Raw genomic sequence first — 23,876 nt, 5'->3', positions numbered from 1 at the left:
CTATGACTATTTTGGAACGTTGATGGTTTCTTCTTGTTCCCAGTTCGCACGGATGATAAACGTTTTGCCAATGTACCAGACCCGCTCGGGTTGTCTACGTTCATATACGTTGCCAGGATCCCATTTTCCATTGAAGTTCTCGTCGTAAACGATTCGTACGGTATACTTGCCGCCGGGCATCTGGCGAAAGGGAATGTCTGACGGTCCTCTGATTGCAACGCTGCGGTAAACAAAGTCCATTTTTTCATTGGTCACCTGGACCAAGTACTGGAGTGTGGTATCCGGCACGTTGACTTTTAAAATAATGTCGCCGAAATTTTCCGTTTCGTCTAAGGTGAACGATCGGGTTACACTTTTGCTTTTATCACCGAAGTAACCCGAGAAAGCACCCTCTTCGAAGGTCAACGAGTAGTTTCGTTTCGGTCGCCAGTTGTATCGCAAGATAAATCGCCTTGGTGCAACGGTATCACGTGCAAGTTGGAAATTGGTACGTGGTATGGAATCTTCCAGAAGAATGATTTTGCTTCGATCGATGGCCTGCACGGGAGAGCCTGCAGTAAGTTCAATATGCCTGATCCGGTTTACCCGATTTCCGGTTAAGTTGTCGGTTATGATGAAATCGCGGTCATATTTTTCGTTTCGGCCGCGGCGCATAGTCACGGAGTCCAATGGATTGCCATCGTCGAGGAAACGGACTTTTAACGAATCGAATGTCAGATCATTGAGCCATACCACGGCGGAATCGCGATTTACGGAATATTCGAGCTGCTTGTCTTCGTTGAGTTCGGGCGGATACGTGATGATGATTTCCGGGTTTTCAAGTGGTTTATTGAAGGCAAACGTTAGTCTTCCATTGGATTCGAGCTTGCGATCGAGCAGACGGAAATTACGGGCGATTCCACGTGAGAGCTGAAGTAGGATACCCGATGTGTCCTGCGCTAAGGTAATGGAATCATTAAGGAATCCAATAAGTTCGCTGGGGTCGTTATATACACGGTCGTTATTTTCTTCTTTAAGGGCATAGATGTGGTATGTATCTTCACGGAGGTTTCTGAACTGGAAATTTCCCGCGGTATCTGTCAGTGTGAAGATATTTGCTTTGCGTTTGCCAAAGATGGAATCCTGTCGGGTGGGAATAAGCATTACCGTGACTTCTTTTTCTGACAGTTTCGTGAGTGCATTGATGACTTTTCCGGAAACGGCCAGGGAGTCGATGATATCACCGGTGGAAAAAACATAGCTGTAATTCAATAATGGATTGTTTTCATTGAAGTCACCGATGGCCTTACCGAAATTGATGGTGTAGGTTGTATTTTCAGCAAGCGAGTCGGGAAGTTCGATTTCGATGTTTCGCCTGCGGACACGCGGGCTGATGGGTTGGTCGATATCCGGTGATACGCTGATTTCCCTGAGCGGATTAGTTAGCCGGATATATTCATCAAATTCGATAACGATCTTTTCAGCGTTGAAGTTTCGCGTTAGATTAGGCGGCGTCTCATTGATAATTTTGGGCGGTATTGAATCTCTGGGGCCACCGGTGGGCTGCTGTATGCTCGCGCATTGCCAAGTGAGCAAAATAAGGCCGGTAAAGAAGGCGAAAACACCCCATTTCGGATTTGAGCCTATTTTTAGGCGATTAGAGCGAGTTTTTATTTTGGACGATTCTTGCATCGGGTATGTCGGAGAAAATGCCTTATAGCTGATTTATGAAAGCCGAAGTTTTTTACGGTTAAGTAGTTGAAAACAAGATTATTAACTCATATGAACCATTAAAACGGATATATCTGATGGTGAAACCCCCGAAATACGGGATGCCTGGCCAAGAGTACGCGGCTTGACCTTAATTAATTTTTCCCGGGCTTCTTTTGAAAGGGATACCAGACTGGTGTAGTCAAATTCTGGATTGATTTCCTGATCTTCCATGCGGCGCATCTTATTCACGATTTCGATTTCCTTTTCAAAATAGCTGTCGTATTTGACTTTGATTTCTGCCTGCTCGATGATTGCTTTATCATAGTTTGACAACAAGGTAGCCAATCCGCTGTCGGCCCGCGAGATATCGCCGATACTTACCTGAGGTCGGGTAAGGATGTGAAACAGGCGTGTTTTCTGCGTAAGCGGGCTGGTATGCAGTTCCTGCAAAATTGGATTGATGGCGTCGGTATCGACGGAGTGCGTCCGCAGGTATTCAACGATTCGGTCGGCTGAAGCCACTTTCTGTTTTACCTGTACGAGGCGTTCGTCGGATACAAGGCCCAATTGGTGGGCAATCGGTGTAAGCCTGGCATCTGCATTGTCTTGACGTAGCAGCAGCCGGTGCTCAGCCCGTGATGTAAACATGCGGTAAGGCTCTTCGGTTCCTTTGGTCACCAAATCATCGATAAGTACGCCGATATAGGACTCAGAACGTTTAAGAATCAATTCATGCAAATCATTGATGCGTTGGTGGGCATTGATGCCGGCGATGAATCCTTGGCTGGCGGCTTCTTCGTACCCCGTGGTGCCGTTGATCTGGCCAGCGAAAAAGAGGTGTTTGATCTGGTGGGTTTCCAGCGTCAAATCCAATTGCATCGGAGGAAAATAGTCATATTCGATCGCATAGCCCGGCCGGAACATCCGGGCATTTTCAAAGCCGGGAATCAGCCGGAGTGCCTTAAGTTGGATATCTTCCGGCAAAGAAGTGGAAAAGCCATTGACATAGATTTCGACAGTCTTCCAACCTTCAGGTTCCACAAAGATCTGGTGACGATCGCGCTCGGCAAAACGGTTTATTTTATCTTCGATGGATGGGCAGTAGCGCGGACCGAGACCTTTGATTCGGCCTGTAAACATGGGGGATTTTTCGAAACCTTCTTTTAATGTTTCATGCACGGCCTCATTGGTATAGGTAATCCAGCAACAGCGTTGTTCGGTGGGAAGCTCCACATTGGTAAAGGAAAACCGCCCGCGTTCGTCGTCACCCCATTGTTCTTCCATCTTCGAATAGTCAAGGCTTCTTCCGTCTACACGCGGTGGCGTGCCGGTTTTCATGCGTCCGGATTGGAAACCTAAGCTGACTAATTGCTCGGTGAGACCCGTTGCGGCCTTTTCGCCGGTACGTCCTCCGCCAAAGCGTTTTTCGCCGATGTGGATAGTGCCATTCAGGAAGGTGCCGTTGGTGAGGACTACCGCATCACTTTCAATCGCCAGGCCCAGGGACGTGACTACACCATTTGCCCTGCCGTTTTTGACAATAATTTCCTTAACGGTGTCTTGCCAAATATCGATGTTTGGCAAAGATTCGAGCTGTAGTCGCCATTCTTCAGCAAACCGCATGCGGTCATTTTGCGACCGTGGACTCCACATTGCGGGACCTTTCGATCGGTTAAGCATACGGAACTGGATGGTTGTTTTATCGGCGATAATTCCAGAGTAGCCGCCCATGGCGTCAATTTCCCGCACAATTTGGCCTTTAGCGACTCCTCCCATCGCCGGGTTGCAACTCATTTGTGCAATCGTGGCCATATTCATTGTAATAAGTAACACGGACGATCCAAGGTTTGCCGCTGCCGCAGCAGCCTCGCATCCCGCATGCCCCCCTCCCACTACAATGATATTATATTTTTTAAACATGATGTCTCTTTTTGTTCCACGTGGAACATTTATTAACTTCAATTACCGATGTTCCACGTGGAACATCTTATGAATATTATATATACTCTCCTAAGTCGAGCCACCGAGCTGTTTTCAGATCGAGGTCATTATTTAATTGTTCGATTTCGCTTGCGATTTCCGCTATCGCAGTATAATCGTTTGTTTCGTTTAATGCACTGGTTCGCTCAGCTATTCGCTGCTCAAGCAACGGTATCTCAGAATCCAAGGATTCATATTCTTTTAATTCTGTATACGACAGTTTCTTTTTGACGGGCGTTTTGTCTGTTTTCGGTGGCGCTTTCTGTTCGACCGCTGTCTTGGCTCGCTGAACTAATATTGCCTGTTCGGATTTATAATCCGCGTAGTTGCCATTATAAATCGTGACGGTGCCGTTGCCTTCGAAAATAAAGAGTTGGTCCGTGAGCCGGTCAAGTAGATAGCGGTCGTGGGAAACCATTAATAATACCCCCGGGTAATTCACCAAAAACTCCTCCAGTACATTAAGCGTATCAATATCCAAATCGTTGGCAGGTTCATCGAGAATAAGGAAGTTTGGATTTTGCATGAGTACACGCAAAAGTTGCAATCGCTTGCGCTCTCCCCCACTAAGTTTGCTTACCATATTGAATTGCTTTTCCGGCGGGAAAAGAAATTGGGTAAGGAGTTGTGAAGCCGATAGTGTATCGCCGTTAGCCATACTGATATATTCGGCTACGTTTTTTACGACATCGATCACACGTTCGGTTTCGGAAGAAGGTACCAAACCTCCCTGCTTGTAATAACCGAATACGGTCGTGCCTCCTTTGGTTACGGTGCCGCTATCCGGTTGCTCCAACCCGGTAATCAGATTCAGGAAAGTCGATTTTCCAGTACCATTTCGGCCAGCGAGGCCGACGCGGTCGCCTTTTTTAAAAACGTATGAGAAGTCGCTGATAAGCGTTTGTTCGTCGTAACCCTTTGATATGCTTTCCAGTTCAAGTATCTTATTGCCTTGCCTGCTTATTTTTACACTGAGTTGTACGGTGTCGTTCTGCTTTTGCCCTTTGGTTTTCTCTTCCAATTCATGGAAGGCGTCGATGCGCGCCTTGGACTTTGTACCCCTGGCCTGGGGTTGCCTGCGCATCCATTCCAGCTCCTTCCGGAGGAGGTTCCGATTGCGATCCAGTAAGACACCAGCAGCTTCTTCTTGTTCGGCTTTCTTTTCCAAATAGTAACTGTAGTTGCCTGTATAAGCTGTAAGCTTGCCATGGTCCAGTTCGCGGATTCCGGTGCTTACCGCATCAAGAAAATACCGGTCGTGGGTGACGAGCAACACCGTCTTTTGTCCCGTAGTAAGCAGTTTTTCCAACCATTCGATCGTTTCGATGTCGAGGTGGTTGGTCGGCTCGTCCAAAATGTAGACATCGGGCTCATCGATAAGCAGTTTCGCCAAGGACAGGCGCTTCCGTTGACCACCCGACAGCTTGGCGACTTCCCGTGAAAAATCGGTAATCTGCAAACGGGAGAGGATACTTTTGATCGTGTGTTCGTATTCCCAAGCATTCAACGCACTGAGCTGGTCACTTAGTACCATCAGCTGGTGGGCGTCTGCCTGGGGGCTTGCGACCAACTCTTCATATCGCCGGATAAGCCGCTGCTGTTCGTTGTCTGCACTATAAATAAAATCGTTGATAGACGCATAGGCACTTAGGTCGGGGTCTTGGGGAAGGAATCCTATTCGAATGCCCTTTTCCTTGACCACGGTTCCCTCGGTTGGATCCAATGCACCCGCAAGAATGCGAAGCAACGACGATTTGCCCGCTCCGTTGGCGCCGACCAAGGCCACCCTGTCCCCTCGCTGCAAACCGAAATGAAGATTCCTGAACAGCCACCTGTCGTGATAGCTGTGTCCTAACCGTTCTGTTGATAAAATACTCACACCACGTTCTTAATATCGTCCCAGTAATAAATAAATCTCCCTTTGGTATGGCGTTGCGCGACGCTGTTCATCGCCTTGGCAACAGCCGTGGCTGGAATGCTGCGATACCGCTTCATACGGCCTACTAAAAGTGGATTGATGACGTTGAAAACCCGTTCTGAAAACGACTCCAGCGCCCGATGCTCCTGTCGTTGCCCGGTAAGTAAGGAGGGCCGGAAAATATGCAGGCCATCGAAATTAACGGCTGAAATGTCCCGTTCGGTCTCCCCCTTCATCCGTAGGTAGAAATTAGCCGACCGCGGATTGGCACCGATAGCTGAAACCAAAAGGAATGCACGGGCGCCGTTTCTTTTTGTTAGCTGTGCGACAGCCAACGGATAGTCATGATCAATTTGATAATACGCGGCTAAATCCGGGGTTTTCTTCTTTGTGGTACCCAGACAACAAAATACGTCATCTGCAATCAACTGCTTTTCTATTTTTGTAATTGATTGTAAATCAGCGATTAATTGTACAAAATTAGGATGTTCGACGGGCAAATTCCTGCGGGTCACCGCGATTACCCGGCCATAGGCCGGATTATCAAGCAGCTGCCTTAACAACGCACCGCCGATGAGTCCCGTGGCCCCGAATAGTATAGCCGTTTTTTGCATCCTACAAATTTTTGTGCAAAAATACGCAAATATATTGGTACTCTACTGAATAGGTGTGGCACCAGAGGGATTTCGCTTTCTAAGTATTTTGTTGGCCAGCTTTGGATACGCAACGCAACTGGCGGACTCGCTGCGCTCATCCCCCTAGGTTGCTTATGCGTGTCCAAAGCTGGCCTAAGCTCTCGACAGGTTGCGTTTATTAGCCATGGTTTTTGGAGATTGCGAGGAGCGGCATGTTGGATACGAACGCAACTGGAAGACTCGCTGCGCTCATCCTTCCAGGTCGCTTATGCGTGTCCAAAGCTGCCTCCAAGCCTTTTTTACAACAAGTTAAAACCAATGACTAACTTTTGGTCAACATTATTAGGGTTTTATAGGGATTTTATAGGGACCTAATAGGGATATTATAGGGATTCATCCCTATTAAACATGAATAAACTATTAATTAAATATCAATTATATTATAATTAGCCTAACGTTTGGTGTTGAAGGATTGGATGGAAAATGGGAAAGGCTTCGGCGACCTGAGTAAGCGGGTGTCAGCCAGGCTAAAATCGTATTGGGAGGGGAACTTAAATCGTAAAGGTAGCCGGTATGAGCTGCTGCCTAAAAGGGATACGAGCTAAGCAAAGCAGACCTCTCGGACGCCGCTGAAAACAAGCAAGAAATGAAATGTAGAATGGCTCATGCGGCCGCATTGCCATTTAAAGGCAATTTCAATGAAAAAATCAGTTTAACCGATGGGGCGCAATCAGGTCAAATTTTGGAATATTGACGTAAAAGAGATTTCCGTCAAACTCGCGGAGCATCTGGTATGTTCCTTTCATGGTACCCATATCACTTTTGAGGTTGCAGCCTGATACGTATTCGTGCTGCTCACCCGGCTCGATAACGGGCTGCTGGCCGACGACGCCTTCTCCTTCCACCTCCCGGTGCGAGCCATTTGAATCAAAGATATACCAATGCCTGCGCAGAAGTTGGACACTGTAATCACTTAAATTTTCGATGGTAATCTTATAGGCAAACATGAAATGCTCATTTTCCGGATTGGAATATTCGGGCTGATACACGGTTTCAACTGAAACCTTTACCCCGTCAGTAATTTGCGTGACCATGCTTATCACAGATTTTTGGCCAATTTAACAAATGTGTTTGAATTAATGAAGCATAGGGGGAAAATACCTGCCGCTGAGCCGTCGCTGATGTTGCTGTTTCGCGCCGCAATTTTCATTACCTTTGTGCATGCCTTATGGAACGTTGTATCTTATTCCCGTGCCTTTGGCCGATGAAGCCGCAGAAGCGTCCTTTACGCCGTACCTTACGCGCGTCATCAACGGCATCGATGAATATATTGTAGAGAATGAAAAGACTGCTCGCAAATTTCTCAAACAGGCTGGACTTGAGAAGGCGCAGCGCGATTTGGTTATGCATGATTACGGCAAGCACGCCCGCGATAAAGCAGATACCGCAGCTTTTTTCAGGGGCTTGCAGGCGGGTAAAGACGTGGGCTTAATGAGTGAGGCCGGATGCCCCGGTGTCGCCGATCCGGGAGCCGCTATCGTGGCGGAAGCGCATCGCAGGGGCATTAATGTCGTGCCTTTGGTCGGCCCCAGTGCTATCTTGCTGGCGTTGATGGCTTCGGGGTTTAATGGGCAGAGCTTTGCGTTCCACGGCTACTTACCAATCGACAAAGCTGAACGAGCCAAAAAAATCAAAGTCCTGGAGCAGGCGGCCCAGCGGGAGCGGCAGACGCAACTGTTCATCGAAACGCCCTTTCGCAACAACCAGTTACTGGCCGAAATTCTGCGTATAGGCAAGCCTCAGACCCGGCTTTGCGTGGCATGCAATCTTACAGCCGCGGATGAGCAGATTGTCAGTCAGCCTTTGCAGCTATGGCGGAAAGGCTCCTATGACTTTCACAAAAAACCGGCAATTTTCCTGATTTTCTAACCGTGGACAACGTCAACTATACCGATGTGCTCATCGTGGGTGCTGGCCCTTCGGGCCTGATGATGGCGGCCCAGTTGCTCCGGTTTGGCGTACAACCCGTAATCATTGATAGCAAGTCGGGGCCGGACAGAACCTCCAAAGCCATCGCCGTGCATGCGCGCTCGCTGGAGCTGCTGAGGCAAATGGGGCTGGCTGATCCGCTACTTGCCCAGGGCACACCCTGTTATGGCATGCAGCTACAGTCGGGCCGAAATATACTGGGTAAACTGGATTTTTCCCAAATGGACAGCCCCCATACGGTGTTTCCGTTTATTCACATTGTCCCGCAGGACAAGACGGAAAAGTTATTGATAGACCGGTTGACGGAAAATACATGCCCCGTAAAGTGGGAGACCCGGTTGGTCTCGATCCGGCAGGATGATAAGGTGGCCCGCGTGGAACTGCGGAATCAGGAGACCGTCCAAAAATGGGAATGCAAATGGGTCATAGGAGCGGATGGCATAAAAAGTACAGTGAGGGAGTGCATCGGCATTTCATTTGAAGGAAGGCCGTATCACGGCCGGTTTTTTTTGGCAGATGTGCAAATTGAGGGGGCGGATAAGCGCCTGGCTCATTTTTTTATGTCGAAAAAAGGCTTTTTGGGAATTTTTCCATACGGTTCAAACGGGCGGTACCGCCTTTTTGGGCTATTGCCCAAAGAAAAAGAAAACCAATGGTCTCCCGATATCCAATACGCCGATATTAAGCCCATCGTGGAGGAAAGGGTTGGCTTTGAACTTCCGGTAAGCCAAATCTTTTGGATCAGCCGGTTTCTGCTGCATAAACGCATGGCGGAACAGTTCGCCCGGCAGCGCTGTTTTTTGATAGGTGATGCGGCTCATGTGCACACGCCGATTGGCGGCCAGGGAATGAACAGCGGGATACAGGATGCTGCAAACCTGGCTTGGAAATTGGCCGGCGTGATAAACGGAAGGATGGATAGCCAGGTATTGCATACCTACCCGTTGGAGCGTATGCCTGTGGCCCGTGCCACCCTCCGCACGACTGATCGAGCGTTTAAGATCATGACAGCCGTACCGTCTTGGCTCCTTCCGCTGAGAAATACATTCTTGTCCTTGGGATTGCGTTACATCGCAAAAAAAAGCGTCAGGATCGGCAGCCTTTTTGACCATATCGCACAACTGGATGTCCATTACCGTAAAGCACCACTTGCCGTCCATCACGCAACTGGCCGTGGAGTTCAGGCTGGAGACAGGCTTCCCTTTTTACCGATTTTTTAAAAAAAAACCAAAACCCGGACGGACTTACACCGATGGTGCGAAAAACCGGGTTTCGTATTGCTCCTTTTGGGCACCATCAGCCAGCATCATCTGCACCAAGTCGGCCAGTGGGTGCGGCAGAAATACCCCAGGGAGATGCACCTGTATTACCTACCCTATTCGGGTGAAAACAGGGATGTATTCGATGCGTTTGATGTAAAGTCGGACGGGACGAAGATCGTTCTTATCAGGCCCGACATGCACATCGGTTACATCAACGATATGCTGAATGTAAGCCTTATCGATACGTACATGGAAGAGGTGCTGGGATGGAAAAATTTTGGTCATTTGTCGAAAATACACTAATTATGTGTTATTAATTTAAATGCAAGATGAGAAAGCTATTTTATGTGTTGCTAATCAGCGGGGTGCTGCCGGCGACATGGGCTACGGCCCAGCAGACGACCTTTGTGCTGGTGCACGGCGCATGGGGCGGTGGCTGGTCATTTAAAAAAACCGATTCCCTGCTCCGTTCCCATGGACATGCAGTTTACCGGGTGACGCTTACCGGCCAGGGCGAACGTGCGCACTTGGCATCGCCCGATATCGGGCTGGATACCCACATCAAGGACGTGGTCAATACCATCCTGTTTGAAAACCTGCATGATGTGGTGCTTATGGGACACAGTTATGGCGGCATGGTAATCACGGGCGTGGCAGACAGTATACCAGGCCGGATCCGTAAAATGATTTATTTGGATGCTCTTTTGCCGGAAGATGGTCAGAGCCTGGCTACCGCGTTTGGGCAGCCGGAACAGGGCAGTATGCCGTCAACGGATGGATTCATTGTACCGGCTTGGGTGGCAGCAGATCAGCCTTACCCAAAGGACGTACCGCAGTCTGCCAAAACATTTACCCAGCCGCTTTCGTTGAAAAATACAGACCGGCTGAAAATACCGACGACCTACATCCTCACCTTTGAGGGAGATGACCCGGATAAAGACGCCTTCGCAGCGTTTGCAAGGCGCGCGGATGATAATGGGTGGAAGGTCATCCATATGCAGGCCGATCATAATCCGCAGATGACCATGCCAGACAAGCTCGCCCAATTGCTGGATCAACAGGTGATAGAAAACTGACCGCTAATCATGGATAAACAAACGCTTACTTGGCGCCTCAAACCCTTTGATGCGTTGTCGCTCGAAGAGCTGTATAAAATACTGCAAATCAGGCAAGAAGTTTTTATTTTGGAGCAGGCGTGCGTGTACAGTGATTTAGACAATAAAGACCAGCAATCGTTTCACCTGATGGGTTGGCACGGCGATGTGCTCGCAGCCTATACGCGGCTTATTCCACGGGGACTTTCCTACGCCGATGCGACAAGCATAGGCCGTGTAGTAGTGGCCAAAAATTTTCGGGGCTACCATGTTGGCGAAGCGCTCATGCAGCGGAGCATTGATGCTGTTTATAACTTGTTTGGACGCCAAACGATAAAAATCAGCGCCCAGCAACACCTGAAATCATTTTATAACCGTCTTGGCTTTGAACAGACGAGCGAACCTTATATGGACGCCGGTATCCTGCATATTGAAATGACGCTTTCATTGATTGAATAGCGATGACACGGATCACCGCCCAGATTGGGTTTTGTGCTCAAATCGCCGTAATTTAGCAACGATGAATATCGATTACGAAAACCTTTCGCCGGAAATGATGCAGTTGGCGGCTGCAGTGTTCATGATCCGGATGTTGATATGGGTGTTTTATGCCAATACGGTACGGAAGACATTGCTGCTGGTCGCACCGGAAAACAGGTTGATGAAACCCGAACAGGCGTGGCTGCTGGTCATACCTTTTTTCAACATCTATTGGAACTTTTCGGTCGCCTCGAGGGTGGCAGACTCGCTGACCAATGAGTTTTTCGACAGGAAGATTGCTGAAGAGGAAAACCCGGGGCGTGCGGCGGGCATGTGGTATGCGTGGCTGTTTTTGCTTTCAAATATTCCTTTTCCGCCATTTATACTGATTACCATCTTTTTGTTGAGCGTCGTTTATTTTATCGTGTACTGGGTAAAACTAAGCAACTTCCGGAACCTCCTGGAGGAGCATGAGAAGTTTAAAAACAAACAACAGGACTGATGCTATGATGTATTTGCAAGAACTGACCGATTACCTTGAATCACTGGCCCCCCTCGACTATCAGGAGCCTTACGACAACGCGGGGTTGCTGGTGGGCAGCCCGGCAAAGCCGATCAAGCAAGCATTGGTGTCACTTGATTGCACGGAAGAAGTGGTGGATGAAGCCATTGATTTGGGATGTGATTTGATTATTTCTCACCATCCCATTGTATTTAAAGGACTTAAGCGCTTCAATGGCAAAACTTATGTGGAGCGTGTGGTGATGAAAGCCATTAAACATGATATAGCGCTATATGCCATTCATACCAACCTTGACAACGTGACGGGCGGCGTAAATAGCAAGATAGCTGAGCGGTTAGGTTTACAAAAGACCGCCATATTGAGTTCCAGAAAGGAGCTGCTCCGCAAGCTTTCTGTATTTGTGCCCGCAAGCCATGCCGAGGAGGTACGTGCGGCACTATTTGCTGCCGGCGCCGGCCATATCGGGAATTATGACGAGTGCAGCTTCAATGTGGCGGGTTACGGCACATTCCGCGGTGGAGAAGGAACCAACCCTTTCGTTGGCAGCCGCGGTAAGCAGCACCGCGAAGAGGAAGTACGGATCGAGGTGGTATATCCCATTGATCGCGAGCGGAAGCTGCTGATCGGTCTTTTCAAGGCGCACCCCTATGAGGAGGTGGCTTACGATATATATCCGCTGCAAAATAACCATCCGCAGGTAGGTAGTGGCCTTGTTGGCGAGTTGGACCATCCGTTGCCCGAACTGGAGTTCCTTCGGCTGCTGAAAGAACAACTGCAAGCATCGGTAATCCGGCATACGGCCTTGCTCGGCAAACCGGTGGCCCGCGTTGCTGTTTGCGGCGGTGCTGGAGGCTTCTTACTCGGTGCGGCTATTCGGTCGGGCGCAGATGCATTTGTGACGGCCGACTACAAATACCACGAGTTTTTCGACGCCGAGGGAAAAATCATGATTGCCGACGTGGGACATTTTGAAAGCGAACAATTTACGCAAGAATTATTGTTGGAAATTATTCGGAAAAAATTTCCTACCTTTGCAGTCCGTTTGACGGAAATAGATACAAATCCGATAAAATACTACAGTTAAATGGAACAGACCATTGAACAAAAGCTAAGAGCCCTTTGGCTGCTGCAAACCATACACACGAAAATAGACAAAATTCGCCAGGTAAGGGGCGAATTGCCTATGGAGGTGAGTGATCTGGAAGATGAAATTGCAGGTCTGGAAACCCGGATTGAAAAAATTCGAGGCGAATTGGACGACTTGGAAGATTCCATCGTCAACCGCCGCAACATGATCCAAGATGCACAGGCCGCCATCAAAAAGTATGAAGGGCAGCTCAATGAGGTAAAGAATAACCGGGAGTATGACGCGATCACGAAGGAAATCGAAATTCAGGGGTTGGATATCCAGGTAAGCGAAAAGAAAATCCGCGAGTTTGAATTTGAAATTAAGAATAAAACGGAAGCCTACGAAAATACACAGGCAACGCTTGAGACAGCCAAGAAAGACCTTGAAATAAAGAAAGGTGAGCTGGATACCATTACATCCGAAACCCAAAAGGAGGAAGACGAGCTGCTGAATCAAGCGGAGGAAGCCGAAAAGGGCATTGAAGATCGGCTGATTCGCGTATACCGCAGGCTCCGGTCTTCTTATAAAAATGGATTGGCGGTGGTCTCTATCGATCGCGACAGCTGTTCGGGATGCCACAACAAAATTCCGCCCCAGATGCAACTGGAAATTCGCCAACGCAAAAAAATCATCGTCTGCGAACATTGTGGACGCGTATTGGTTGATGAAGCGCTGGTTCAGGAAGTGGAATCGGCCTTCGTGGGCTGATAAATAAAAAATGTGTTCAACTGAGGCCATCATCCTATCCGATGATGGCTTTTTTTTGCCAACTATTCCTCAATAAGGCCGATTATCCATTGTATCCAATGCGCGATGGTTGAGGCCCTGCGCCTGAATGTCGATTCGGATTCTATCGCATAAACATCGCTCATTTTCATGATTTCAACAAGCTGTTCTTTACTGGGCATTTTGGCCTGCTTATGATAGAAGAAGAAGGCCGACCGGAATGCTGTATGTTCAAAGATGTATCCTGCTAATGCCAGTTGCCTCGCTTTGATGTCCAATCGAAAGAGCGCGGAGCCTCTTTGGGTCAGGTAAAATAGGGTCTCCCCTCCTTCCCGGACTTTGTCGATTAATCCCAAATATCTCCCGGCATCGCTGTAATAATTGGTTTGCCTCCCGTCAAAATCATAATTTGCCGTAATTTGTTGATGCGTCAAAAGGGTTTCTTCAAACAGCAGCTCGCAGAGGTTGATAACGCGCTCAAACGAGTCGGCCTGTGGAAACGGAATACTTGGCTCCGCGATTATGGGTGTACGATGCAAAACATCAAGGATTGCCGACAAACGAATGGGAGGTGCTCCCTCGTCGATCAGGTATTTTTTTTGCCGGCGCAAGCGAAGGGAATTATAAACATTCGGGTCTTCAAAAACATATTCACGGAGATGAAAGATGCCGTTTGTATAGGTCAGAAAAAGGGGTCTGACCTGTTTGGTGACCTGCCCATGCCAGAGCCGGAATGGATAGTACAGCTGCCTAATCAGGAAATTTCCCGCGATATAATTTTTTGCCTCAATGAGGCTTAATGAATGTGATCCTTCGTATCCGGCATCGATTTCAATCTGCGCATTTTTGACGGCGACAGTTCTTGATTGGCCATCGGCACAATGGATATCAAAGTCGAATGCCGACGAACCCATCCTGCCATTGACCGTTGCATATAACGCGTCGTCGTTGACAAAATCTTGAATAATCCCGGTGATAAAAGCGCAGTTTACGGCGGTTGACTCGCTGGTTATATTTTTGAAATCCAAGCTTTCAATATGGTGGGGAAACTTAATTTTATAGACTGGGGCATCATCCGGCTCAAAAACGTGATAGGCGTTGAATGAGGAGATAATATAAGCGCGCCGGGTCACTGGAAGTATCGAAAGATTATGGGCGGTAAATAATTGTGGAAGCTGGGATTGGTGGTCAAACTTGGTCATCAACCGCGCTTCTCTCACGGCATTGATTTCTGCGGAGGTGATTTTATAATAGCCTGATTCATTTATCGCTTTCAAGATTTGATGCCGTTCGAACAGCAGCTTCCAAGCAGCTTCATTTTTGGAATCAGTCATAATTGCGTATCAGATATTCATCAATCTCGCCCCGTTTGGCGGCATTTGAGTTAACGGCTCGCGTCGCTTTCACGGTATGGATGTGGTAATTCGCGTATAGGCCGCCGATAAATGCAGTAGCGGAGTTAGAAAGCAGAAATTTGACACCTCTTTCGTTAAGATCGTCGCATACATTACGAAGACGTACCTGATCTTCTTCGCCCCATCCCCCCCGGACATAACCCGTAAAGTTTGCGGTCTGCGATACCGGGTGATAAGGCGGATCCAGATAAACAAAATCATCGCGGGTGGCTTCAGCCAATGCTTGCTCATAATCGATGTTCAGTATTTGGATCGTCGGCGTATTCAGGTACCTACTGACGGCTTTTATCGTGGGTTCGTTAATAAAATTCGGGTTTTTGTACCGGCCAAAAGGCGTATTGAATTCGCCGGCGCTATTCACCCGATACAAACCGTTGTAACAGGTTTTATTTAGGTAGATTAACCTTGACGCACGCTTGATATCTGACAAGTCCGGATAGTTCGGTAGCCTATCCAACCCCCTTATCCGATAGAAGTAGTCCACCTCGTTTTTGTGGCTCATCAAATCATCAATTAACGCCTTTGGGCTATCCCGTATGACTTTATAGACATTGATAAGCTCGGCATTGGCATCATTAATGATCGCCTTCTTGGGTTGCAGATGAAAGAATACGGCTCCTCCGCCCACGAAAGGCTCATAATATGAACGGAATCGGGTTGGCTTCAGTGCGATGATGGCGTCAAGCAGTTGCCTCTTGCCTCCCACCCATTTCAAGACTGGCGCAATCAAGTTGTTTTTTGCCACGAAATAATGCTAAAATGCTTAGCTGCAAAGCTCGCAAATATTAAGGATAAAAACAATTATTTTTTCAGCGGCAGCATGGGCGGTATTCTCGTTTCTTTACTAATAAAATTCACAAAAAATCCGTATTTTTGCTTACCACTTAGTTTTTATTAGAAAGGGTAAATGACGAAACAAACGACGCCCGACTTGGGTGAACAACGTGAAATACAAGTTTTTGGCGCGCGGGTACATAATCTCAGGGACATTGACGTAAGCTTTCCTCGTAATGAATTGGTTGTCATAACCGGCCTAAGCGGTAGTGGCAAGTCATCGTTAGCCTTCGACACCATTTATGCGGAAGGCCAACGCCGGTATATGGAAACTTTCAGCGCCTACAGCCGCCAGTTTCTGGGTGGTATGGAACGCCCGGATGTAGACAAGATCTCCGGGCTCAGTCCGGTGATTTCCATCGAGCAGAAGACCACCAGCAAAAACCCCCGTTCTACGGTGGGGACAATTACCGAAGTGTATGACTTCATGCGCCTGCTCTTTGCCCGGGCGGGAGAGGCTTACTCCTATGTGACGGGGAAAAAGATGGAGCGCATGTCGGAAGAGCAGGTTGTGGACCGTATTATCCAGCAATTTGATGGACAAGCTATCAATGTGTTGGCACCGGTGGTCAAGGGCCGTAAAGGCCACTACCGCGAACTGTTCGAGCAAATTCGCAAGCAAGGCTACGTAAAAGTGCGTGTAGACGGCGAGCTGTTGGACATCGTGCCGAAGATGCAGGTCGATCGGTATAAGATCCATGATATCGAAACGGTCATTGATCGGCTTCTGGTCACGGAAAAAGATCGCAAACGGCTTTACACGTCGGTCATGCAGGCCATGAAAGCGGCAAAGGGCATCATCAAGGTTAGTGATAAGGACAATAACGAGTACTTTTACAGCCGGTACCTGATGGACGCGGAATCGGGCATCTCTTATGATGAGCCGCAGCCCAATACATTTTCATTCAACTCGCCCTATGGAGCTTGTGAGCATTGCGACGGACTGGGATATGTTTATCAAATAGACCGCCATGCGGTGATTCCGGACCCGAAGCTCAGCATCACGAAGGGCGGCCTTGCTCCGCTTGGCGAATACCGTGATACCTGGAACTTTCAGGTATTGAAGGCCGTCGCCAAGAAATACGATTTTTCGCTGGCTACGCCTATTGAAAAACTTTCAGACAAGCAGCTGGACATCCTGCTTTACGGCGCAGAAGAAGACGTAACGGTGCCGGTATCCTATAGCAGCTGGAATACCAAAGACTACAAAATTACCTTTGCGGGCATCTTTAAGATGCTCGAAGAGCAAAATGAACGGCTCGGGCTCAACGGCCAAAACCTGGATGACTACCGCGTACAGAAGGTGTGCCCTGTATGCGAGGGCGCCCGCCTCAAGAAGGAATCGCTTCACTTTAAAATAGGCGGTAAAAATATCCATGAGCTGGCGGCCATGGATATCACTACACTGGCGGCATGGTTTGATGCCGTCGAACAGCAATTGGACGATAGGCAGCGCTTAATCGCGACAGAGATTCTGAAGGAGATCCGTGCGCGGCTTGGTTTTTTGCTGGATGTGGGACTTAATTATCTGACACTCGACCGTACGGCAAAAACACTCTCCGGCGGTGAGGCGCAACGCATCCGGCTGGCCACGCAGATCGGTTCACAACTGGTCAATGTGCTATACATTCTTGATGAACCCAGTATCGGGTTGCACCAACGAGACAACGAAAGGCTTATCAATGCCCTGAAAAACCTGCGGGACATCGGCAATTCGGTACTGGTTGTGGAGCATGACAAGGATATGATTCTTCACGCCGACTATGTAATCGATATGGGGCCGGCGGCGGGCGCACATGGCGGGCAGGTGGTGGCACAGGGCAAACCGGATGCCATCAAATCTGCCGACACGCTTACCGCGGCGTACCTCAACGGAACAAAGGCGATACGCGTACCGGCAGAACGGCGGCCAGGCAATGGGCATGTGCTGCACCTCTCCGGCGCAACCGGCAATAACCTGCGCAATGTTTCGGTTGATTTTCCGCTGGGCAAGCTTATCGTCGTGACCGGTGTATCCGGCAGTGGCAAATCCAGCTTGATTACGGAAACGCTGTACCCCATCTTGAACCGCCATTTTTTCCGTGCAAAAAAGACGCCCCTACCTTATAAGAAGCTTGATGGACTACAGCATGTAGACAAGGTTATCGAGATCGATCAGACTCCTATCGGACGCACGCCGCGGTCTAATCCTTCTACCTATACCGGGGTATTTTCGGACATCAGGGCGCTTTTTGTACAATTGCCCGAATCTAAAATCCGGGGATATAAACCGGGCCGCTTTTCCTTTAACGTGAAAGGCGGGCGCTGCGAAACTTGTCAGGGAGCGGGTATGAAGGTCATCGAAATGAACTTCCTGCCGGATGTGCAGGTGCCCTGCGAGACCTGCAACGGCAAACGCTACAACCGGGAGACACTGGAAGTGCGCTATCGCGGCAAATCCATCAGCGATGTACTCGATATGCGCATTGATGAGGCAGTCACTTTTTTTGAAAACATCCCTTCGATATACCGGAAAATCAAAACGTTGCAGGACGTGGGCCTTGGCTACCTTACGCTGGGCCAGTCGTCGGTAACGCTATCCGGCGGTGAAGCGCAACGTGTGAAACTGGCTACCGAACTTTCCAAGAAGGATACGGGAAAGACTTTTTATATCCTCGATGAGCCGACTACCGGCCTCCATTTTGAGGACGTCAATGTACTGCTCGGTGTACTTAACCGGCTGGTAGACCGCGGAAACACGGTATTGGTGATCGAACACAACCTCGACGTCGTCAAGGTCGCGGACTGGGTGATAGACCTTGGTCCGGAAGGGGGTGCCGGCGGCGGATCAATCCTTTTCAGCGGTACACCCGAAGATCTTGTTCAGTGTAAAAGAAGCCAAACGGCCCGCTTTCTTGAGTTAGAAATGCGGGGAGTAGGGACGTTTTCGTAACTTCGCCAACATGTCAGATATTATCCAACTGTTGCCGGACACCGTGGCCAACCAAATTGCTGCGGGTGAAGTGGTGCAACGTCCGGCATCAGCAGTGAAGGAATTGATAGAAAATGCGATTGATGCCGGAGCAGACAAAATAAGGCTGATTGTAAAAGATGCCGGTAAATCGCTTATTCAAGTGATAGATAATGGTTGCGGTATGAGCGTAACCGATGCCCGGCTATGTTTCGAACGCCATGCGACATCCAAAATCCGTGAGGCAGCAGATTTATTCGCTATCCGGACCATGGGTTTCCGCGGAGAGGCATTGGCATCCATCGCAGCGATCGCGCATGTCGAGCTCAAGACTCGCCGTGTGGAAGATGAGCTGGGCACCTTGATCGAAATCGAAGGCTCAGCGGTCACGCGGCAAGAACCGGCAGCCCTTCCCGCGGGCACGAGCATTTGCGTAAAAAACCTGTTTTACAATATTCCTGCGCGGCGCAATTTTCTCAAAAGCAATCCGGTGGAAATGCGCCACATCGTGGATGAGTTCCAACGGGTGGCTCTGGCCCACCCGCACATCTTCTTTAGCCTGCACAGCGATGACCAGGAGCTGTTTCATTTGCCCGGCGAAAGCCTGAAACAGCGCATCGTTCACGTATTTGGGAACACCTACAATCAGCGACTGGTGCCGGTAGAGGAGGAAACGACCATCATCAACCTGAAAGGCTTCATCGGAAAGCCCGAGTTTGCGAAGAAAACGCGGGGCGAACAGTTCTTTTTTGTGAATAACCGCTTCGTGAAAGATCCTTACCTCAACCACGCTGTCGTCAAGGCTTATGAGGGGATTCTTCCGCCGGACAGCTTTCCGCTGTATGTCTTATTCATTGAAATCGATCCGGCAAAAATAGATATCAATGTCCATCCGACTAAAACGGAGATCAAGTATGAAGATGAGCGGGCGATTTATGCGATCCTGCAATCGGCGGTGAAACGTTCGTTGGGGCGATATAATATCACACCTACGCTTGACTTTAACCAGGAAACCGGATTCAGCCACATGATCAGTCCGAAACCGCTGGAAGAAATTACGCCCCCATCCATTACCTTCAATCCTGATTTTAACCCTTTTGAACACACGAAATCGGGTAGCCGGAAGCAAGCGCCATCGCCATCCATTCCCCAAAATTGGGATACGCTTTATCAGATCACGGAAAAAAAGGGGGACACCCAGCTTGGCCTCCATGGCAACGATGCTGATGTACCGGGAGAGCATGTGCAGCCCGCTAAGAAGCAACCTTTCCAGCTGCATAACAGGTACATCATTTCGCAAATCCACTCAGGGTTTATTTTGATTGACCAGCAAGCTGCACATGAGCGTATTTTGTTTGAGCAGTTTTGCCAGCAGCTGGAAAACCGCCAGGGAGCAAGTCAGCAGAGCTTATTCCCACAAACCGTGACGCTTAGTGGTCCGGACTTCCAATTGATTATGGATTTACTTCCGGACATTCAGGCGCTGGGATTTCAAATCAGGGAGTTTGGCAAACATACGTTTGTGGTAGAGGGCATCCCTGCTGATTTGACCTCAGGCGTGAGCGAACGGCAGGTATTGGAGCAACTGCTTGAAGATTATAAAAACAACCAAGCTGCGCTGAAGCTGCCTAAACGGGAAAAGCTGGCCAGAAGTTTGGCTAAGCATGCGGCCATCAAACCCGGCATGGCACTGTCTGCCGATGACATGGCTGAATTGATAGATAAGCTCTTTGCCTGCGAAATGCCCAATGTATCATTGAATGGCAAGCCGATAATCCTTACTTTTACATTGCAAGAACTGTCAGCGCGTTTTGAACGCGATTAATTGAATAGAAATACCATGTATAATAATTCCGCATCCCCATTTGCTGGACTACCGCCAGTAGTCAAAAACCTTCTCATTATCAATATTATCTGTTTTGTCGGCACGATGATTTTTGAGCAGGCCAACCGCTTTTTCGGTGTTTATTATCCGGACTCGCCATTTTTTAAAATGTGGCAAATCATCACCTATATGTTTATGCATGGGGGATTTACGCATATTTTTTTCAACATGTTCGCGCTCTTTATGTTCGGCCCGGTACTTGAGCAGGTATTAGGGTCCAAACGATTCTTAAATTATTACCTGATTACGGGGCTCGGCGCGTTGGTATTACAATTTGGTGTGCAGGCAGCAGAGGTTTATCAAATTGCGGGGACAGTGGCTGCACGGGATTGGTTGCGATTTGATATGCTTGCAGGAGTCGTGCATGGCAATCATCCGGGATTGACACAGGAAAGCTTTGAGAAGCTGGTATCCATCTATAACACACCGATGGTAGGAGCTTCAGGTGCAATCTACGGCTTGTTGATCGCCTTCGGGTACTTGTTTCCCAACACACCGTTGATGTTGATTTTTTTGCCGGTGCCTATCAAAGCAAAGTACTTTATTCCGGTGATGATTCTTATCGAGCTTTTTCTTGGTGTGTCGCGTACCGGCACCTCCATTGCGCACTTTGCGCATATCGGAGGGGCGCTGTTCGGATTTCTGCTCATTAAGCTGTGGGGTATCAGACGGCCCAATTATTGGTAAAATAAAACAAAGCGGATTGTGTTGTGTCTTCAATAAAAATGATTAAAAAAAATTTTTCCTATATTAGCCACTGTTATCAGGCAACTATACAGAAAGCACGACAATGAAAAGGTCATGGATTGGCGATCTATGGGATAAAGCTTTCCGCTCGGGGAATCCGCTGTATCTGTTTATTGCTATCAACATCTTGGTGTTTGTTGGCATTAATCTGCTTTCGTTGGTTACGGCCCTGGGCATTACGAACGTCCCTTTGTCCGGCTACCTGATGTCGTGGTTGGAGCTTCCGGCATCCATCACCGGCTGGCTGTATAAGCCGTGGACCATTGCCACATACATGTTTACGCAGCAGGGATTGTTCCATGTGCTCTTTAATATGTTGTGGTTGTTTTGGCTGGGCATCATTTTCCTCGATTTTCTTAAGCAGCGCCAATTTGTCTTTGTCTACCTTGCCGGCGGAATTGCGGGAGGCCTGCTTTATTTGCTCGCTTTCAACCTGATTCCGGCGTTCAGCGCACAAGCTTTCCGCACGGTCATGATTGGATCGTCGGCCAGTGTCAGTGCGGTTGTCTTTGCAACGGCTACCCTATTGCCGGATTACACCATCCGGATGCTGTTTTTTGGCAATGTAAAGTTGAAATATCTCGCATTGGCATTCATTGCCATCGATGTATTGGCTATCTCCGGTCTTAATGCCGGGGGAAGTATCGCGCATATCGGCGGGGCTTTGTTTGGCTTTATATACATCAAGCGATTGCAGAATGGACAGGACTGGAGCCGCATGCTGGGCACCGAGCGCAGGAAAAGGAAATTGCGGGTGATGCGGAATGACAGCATGACATCGCCGTATGAAGAGCCGCTGGTACCTAATCAGGAAGTAATCGATCGAATATTGGACAAAATCTCCCAGTCCGGGTACGATAGCCTTACCAAGGCCGAGAAAGAAGCTTTGTTCAAAGCCAGCAAACAGGGCCAAAACGAGTACTGATGGTACGGAAATCACGTCGTATAAGAAAACTGAATTTTTTCGGTAAAACCGTTTTGTTGGCCAATATTATCGCTGTCCTGGCGCTATTACTGAGTTATTCCGCCCCGTACATTAACCCCCGCTCGTTCTGGCCGATCGCTTTCTTCGGCATCGCTTACCTGCCGCTGCTGGTCATCAATATCCTTTTTGTCGTCTATTGGTTGATACTCCGGGCCCGCTATGCGGGCATTTCGTTGTTGGCCATCGTATTCGGCTGGAACACCCTGAGCAAGCATATCGGCTTCAACCGCAAGGTGCCCGAAGCGGTGGTGACATCGCAAGACACGGCAACCATTCGGCTACTTACTTTTAACGTCCATTTCTTCAGGGCCTTTGAGCAGGAGGATACCGAACTCACCATCTGGGAAGATGCCATGAAACTGATGGACAGCATTTCCCCGGATGTTGTGTGTATACAGGAATATTATACCCGCAAGAAAGGACAATATAAAATGGCCCGGGCCTTTGAACGGAAGATCAAGACACCATACCATTACATCTCCCCCACAGCGGAAAATGAGTATGAAGCTTATGGTATCGCTATCTTCTCGCGGTATCCGATTATCGCTTCAGGTCATCTGCCCGAACATGAGCTGGGGGTGAACCGGATTATCTACGCCGATATAGACAAAGGAGGTAAGATTTTTCGGGTATATAATGTGCATTTACGTTCGTTCGGTTTTCAGAAAGAAGATTACGATTTCATCAAAAGGCCTTCCAAAGCCATTGAAAAGGATGCAGCCTCCACCCGGCGTATCGGTTCGCGCCTGAAACATGCTTTCAGTGCCCGGAGCGACCAGGCCGAATCCCTCCGTGAACATAGCCGTGCGTGCGAAACACCCTACATCATTGCGGGCGACTTTAACGATACGCCTTTATCTTATTCTGTAAATCGGGTTTCTGCGGGGCTACGGAACGCTTTTCATGAAAAGGGACGTGGATGGGGAGTAACGTACAACGGCGATTTCCCAAACTTCCAAATTGATTATATCCTGACAAGCAAGGAATTCAAGATACATCATTATCAAATCATCAAAGCGAAGCTTTCTGATCATTATCCGGTGTGGGCGGATGTGCAGCTTTAAAATTCATAAAAGCCTTAATTCATAAAAAAACGGAGAACCGCCTCTTTCGATTTGAATCCTCCGTTTTTAACCTTAATTACAACCGTAGCTGTAATTGAGGCATCAAGTCAAGTATCTTTGATGGCACCTGTCTTATGCTCGCCAGAAAGCCGCATTTACATGATGCTTTTGCCGCATGTATGGTACTCCATAGAGACTGAACTGCGCAAAATCCATTGCGTATGCTTTGATTGGGCCGCCCCCCTTAGGGGACCAGCAAATCTCCAGTAGCATAATGCTTTGGAGCCAATCCATCGCTGAAGCTATCCGAAGCAAAAACCATCAGGTATTGCTTCATCTCGGATGCTTTCTTTATGGACGATTCAAAGAACTTCGTACTTGATAAAGACTAAGGTAATAACAAAAAGTCTGACTGTCAAGAGGAAAGCTATTTGTTTTATTAACAAGTTTTCCACTCAGATACAGGCCGTTATTCACAGGTCCATATCGCCCATATTCGGCTATATTGCTCCAATCAATCTACCTTTTGTGGCGGATTTTATCTTTTCTCCACATTTAGTCTGGCAGA

General features: G+C 48.5%; 20 protein-coding genes. 13 read left to right on the top strand and 7 right to left on the bottom strand.

Annotation, left to right across the window (positions count from 1 at the left end; all coding sequences use genetic code 11):
• Window positions 1–6 precede the first annotated feature (6 nt).
• The 5 genes from JHJ32_RS11705 to apaG form a co-directional block, all read right to left on the bottom strand.
• Window positions 7–1,671 carry an Ig-like domain-containing protein gene (locus JHJ32_RS11705; RefSeq protein WP_200121068.1) on the bottom strand — a complete coding sequence of 555 codons (1,665 nt, stop codon included), beginning with the start codon at window positions 1,669–1,671 and terminating at the stop codon, window positions 7–9.
• A gap of 81 nt (window positions 1,672–1,752) precedes the next feature.
• Entirely contained in the window at window positions 1,753–3,612 is a 1,860-nt protein-coding gene (mnmG, locus tag JHJ32_RS11700; protein WP_200121067.1) for a tRNA uridine-5-carboxymethylaminomethyl(34) synthesis enzyme MnmG, read from the bottom strand.
• Between the two features lie 76 nt (window positions 3,613–3,688).
• Window positions 3,689–5,551, bottom strand: a complete 1,863-nt coding sequence (locus tag JHJ32_RS11695; RefSeq protein ID WP_200121066.1) for an ABC-F family ATP-binding cassette domain-containing protein — start codon at window positions 5,549–5,551, stop codon at window positions 3,689–3,691.
• Complete coding sequence (locus JHJ32_RS11690; RefSeq protein WP_200121065.1) at window positions 5,548–6,204, bottom strand: oxidoreductase; 657 nt, start codon at window positions 6,202–6,204, stop codon at window positions 5,548–5,550. Before JHJ32_RS11690 ends, JHJ32_RS11695 begins: the two co-directional genes overlap by 4 nt.
• A gap of 728 nt (window positions 6,205–6,932) precedes the next feature.
• Window positions 6,933–7,319: a Co2+/Mg2+ efflux protein ApaG gene (gene apaG / locus JHJ32_RS11685; RefSeq protein WP_200121064.1), complete on the bottom strand. Its 387-nt coding sequence runs from the start codon at window positions 7,317–7,319 to the stop codon at window positions 6,933–6,935.
• 127 nt (window positions 7,320–7,446) lie between these two features.
• Between apaG and JHJ32_RS11680 the strand changes: the two genes are divergently transcribed.
• The 8 genes from JHJ32_RS11680 (at window position 7,447) to JHJ32_RS11645 (ending at window position 13,410) form a co-directional block, all read left to right on the top strand.
• Entirely contained in the window at window positions 7,447–8,154 is a 708-nt protein-coding gene (locus tag JHJ32_RS11680; protein WP_200121063.1) for an SAM-dependent methyltransferase, read from the top strand.
• 2 nt (window positions 8,155–8,156) lie between these two features.
• Window positions 8,157–9,434 (top strand): FAD-dependent monooxygenase, encoded by a 1,278-nt coding sequence (locus tag JHJ32_RS11675; RefSeq protein ID WP_200121062.1) that lies wholly within the window; start codon window positions 8,157–8,159, stop codon window positions 9,432–9,434.
• A 57-nt stretch (window positions 9,435–9,491) separates the two neighbouring features.
• Window positions 9,492–9,779: a hypothetical protein gene (locus JHJ32_RS11670; RefSeq protein ID WP_200121061.1), complete on the top strand. Its 288-nt coding sequence runs from the start codon at window positions 9,492–9,494 to the stop codon at window positions 9,777–9,779.
• A gap of 26 nt (window positions 9,780–9,805) precedes the next feature.
• Window positions 9,806–10,552: an alpha/beta fold hydrolase gene (locus tag JHJ32_RS11665; protein ID WP_079717120.1), complete on the top strand. Its 747-nt coding sequence runs from the start codon at window positions 9,806–9,808 to the stop codon at window positions 10,550–10,552.
• A 9-nt stretch (window positions 10,553–10,561) separates the two neighbouring features.
• On the top strand, window positions 10,562–11,029 hold the full coding sequence (locus JHJ32_RS11660; RefSeq protein ID WP_200121060.1) for a GNAT family N-acetyltransferase: 468 nt from the start codon (window positions 10,562–10,564) through the stop codon (window positions 11,027–11,029).
• Window positions 11,030–11,090: 61 nt separating this feature from the next.
• Window positions 11,091–11,552: a hypothetical protein gene (locus JHJ32_RS11655; RefSeq protein WP_200121059.1), complete on the top strand. Its 462-nt coding sequence runs from the start codon at window positions 11,091–11,093 to the stop codon at window positions 11,550–11,552.
• 7 nt (window positions 11,553–11,559) lie between these two features.
• On the top strand, window positions 11,560–12,657 hold the full coding sequence (locus tag JHJ32_RS11650) for a Nif3-like dinuclear metal center hexameric protein (RefSeq protein WP_079717123.1): 1,098 nt from the start codon (window positions 11,560–11,562) through the stop codon (window positions 12,655–12,657).
• Complete coding sequence (locus JHJ32_RS11645; protein WP_079717124.1) at window positions 12,658–13,410, top strand: zinc ribbon domain-containing protein; 753 nt, start codon at window positions 12,658–12,660, stop codon at window positions 13,408–13,410.
• A gap of 62 nt (window positions 13,411–13,472) precedes the next feature.
• Here the strand turns inward: JHJ32_RS11645 and JHJ32_RS11640 are convergent, their stop codons facing one another.
• Together JHJ32_RS11640 and JHJ32_RS11635 are read right to left on the bottom strand one after the other, a co-directional pair.
• The gene (locus tag JHJ32_RS11640; RefSeq protein WP_200121058.1) at window positions 13,473–14,762 is read right to left on the bottom strand and encodes a hypothetical protein; all 1,290 of its coding nucleotides are present in this window, start codon (window positions 14,760–14,762) and stop codon (window positions 13,473–13,475) included.
• Entirely contained in the window at window positions 14,755–15,588 is an 834-nt protein-coding gene (locus JHJ32_RS11635) for a DNA adenine methylase (RefSeq protein ID WP_079717126.1), read from the bottom strand. The genes JHJ32_RS11640 and JHJ32_RS11635 overlap by 8 nt, the downstream gene beginning before the upstream one ends.
• A 162-nt stretch (window positions 15,589–15,750) precedes the next feature.
• On the opposite strand from JHJ32_RS11635, the gene uvrA reads away from it, so the two are divergent.
• The 5 genes from uvrA to JHJ32_RS11610 all read left to right on the top strand — a co-directional run bounded on the left by uvrA (window position 15,751) and on the right by JHJ32_RS11610 (window position 23,308).
• The gene (gene uvrA, locus JHJ32_RS11630) at window positions 15,751–18,609 is read left to right on the top strand and encodes an excinuclease ABC subunit UvrA (protein WP_079717127.1); all 2,859 of its coding nucleotides are present in this window, start codon (window positions 15,751–15,753) and stop codon (window positions 18,607–18,609) included.
• Between the two features lie 10 nt (window positions 18,610–18,619).
• Window positions 18,620–20,452, top strand: a complete 1,833-nt coding sequence (gene mutL / locus JHJ32_RS11625) for a DNA mismatch repair endonuclease MutL (RefSeq protein WP_200121057.1) — start codon at window positions 18,620–18,622, stop codon at window positions 20,450–20,452.
• 15 nt (window positions 20,453–20,467) lie between these two features.
• A complete protein-coding gene (locus JHJ32_RS11620) occupies window positions 20,468–21,199 on the top strand; it encodes a rhomboid family intramembrane serine protease (protein ID WP_079717129.1) in 732 nt (243 codons plus the stop codon).
• Between the two features lie 103 nt (window positions 21,200–21,302).
• Window positions 21,303–22,184 (top strand): rhomboid family intramembrane serine protease, encoded by an 882-nt coding sequence (locus JHJ32_RS11615; RefSeq protein ID WP_200121056.1) that lies wholly within the window; start codon window positions 21,303–21,305, stop codon window positions 22,182–22,184.
• Window positions 22,184–23,308, top strand: a complete 1,125-nt coding sequence (locus tag JHJ32_RS11610) for an endonuclease/exonuclease/phosphatase family protein (protein WP_200121055.1) — start codon at window positions 22,184–22,186, stop codon at window positions 23,306–23,308. Before JHJ32_RS11615 ends, JHJ32_RS11610 begins: the two co-directional genes overlap by 1 nt.
• Window positions 23,309–23,876 lie beyond the last annotated feature (568 nt).

Origin of the sequence: Parapedobacter sp. ISTM3 (genome assembly GCF_016533505.1) — a bacterium.
Taxonomy (GTDB): Bacteria; Bacteroidota; Bacteroidia; order Sphingobacteriales; family Sphingobacteriaceae; genus Parapedobacter; species Parapedobacter luteus.
Note: the sequence above shows the minus strand (reverse complement) of the source record. Positions and strands in the feature narration are given on the sequence as shown.

Coding starts and splice junctions, on each gene's coding strand:
- JHJ32_RS11650 (WP_079717123.1), top strand. CDS start 11,560: ATGTATTTGCAAGAACTGACCGATTACCTTGAATCACTGGCCCCCCTC.
- JHJ32_RS11660 (WP_200121060.1), top strand. CDS start 10,562: ATGGATAAACAAACGCTTACTTGGCGCCTCAAACCCTTTGATGCGTTG.
- JHJ32_RS11615 (WP_200121056.1), top strand. CDS start 21,303: ATGAAAAGGTCATGGATTGGCGATCTATGGGATAAAGCTTTCCGCTCG.
- JHJ32_RS11620 (WP_079717129.1), top strand. CDS start 20,468: ATGTATAATAATTCCGCATCCCCATTTGCTGGACTACCGCCAGTAGTC.
- JHJ32_RS11680 (WP_200121063.1), top strand. CDS start 7,447: ATGCCTTATGGAACGTTGTATCTTATTCCCGTGCCTTTGGCCGATGAA.
- JHJ32_RS11690 (WP_200121065.1), bottom strand. CDS start 6,204: ATGCAAAAAACGGCTATACTATTCGGGGCCACGGGACTCATCGGCGGT.
- JHJ32_RS11665 (WP_079717120.1), top strand. CDS start 9,806: ATGAGAAAGCTATTTTATGTGTTGCTAATCAGCGGGGTGCTGCCGGCG.
- mnmG (WP_200121067.1), bottom strand. CDS start 3,612: ATGTTTAAAAAATATAATATCATTGTAGTGGGAGGGGGGCATGCGGGA.
- JHJ32_RS11610 (WP_200121055.1), top strand. CDS start 22,184: ATGGTACGGAAATCACGTCGTATAAGAAAACTGAATTTTTTCGGTAAA.
- mutL (WP_200121057.1), top strand. CDS start 18,620: ATGTCAGATATTATCCAACTGTTGCCGGACACCGTGGCCAACCAAATT.
- JHJ32_RS11655 (WP_200121059.1), top strand. CDS start 11,091: ATGAATATCGATTACGAAAACCTTTCGCCGGAAATGATGCAGTTGGCG.
- apaG (WP_200121064.1), bottom strand. CDS start 7,319: ATGGTCACGCAAATTACTGACGGGGTAAAGGTTTCAGTTGAAACCGTG.
- JHJ32_RS11645 (WP_079717124.1), top strand. CDS start 12,658: ATGGAACAGACCATTGAACAAAAGCTAAGAGCCCTTTGGCTGCTGCAA.
- JHJ32_RS11640 (WP_200121058.1), bottom strand. CDS start 14,762: ATGACTGATTCCAAAAATGAAGCTGCTTGGAAGCTGCTGTTCGAACGG.
- uvrA (WP_079717127.1), top strand. CDS start 15,751: ATGACGAAACAAACGACGCCCGACTTGGGTGAACAACGTGAAATACAA.
- JHJ32_RS11705 (WP_200121068.1), bottom strand. CDS start 1,671: ATGCAAGAATCGTCCAAAATAAAAACTCGCTCTAATCGCCTAAAAATA.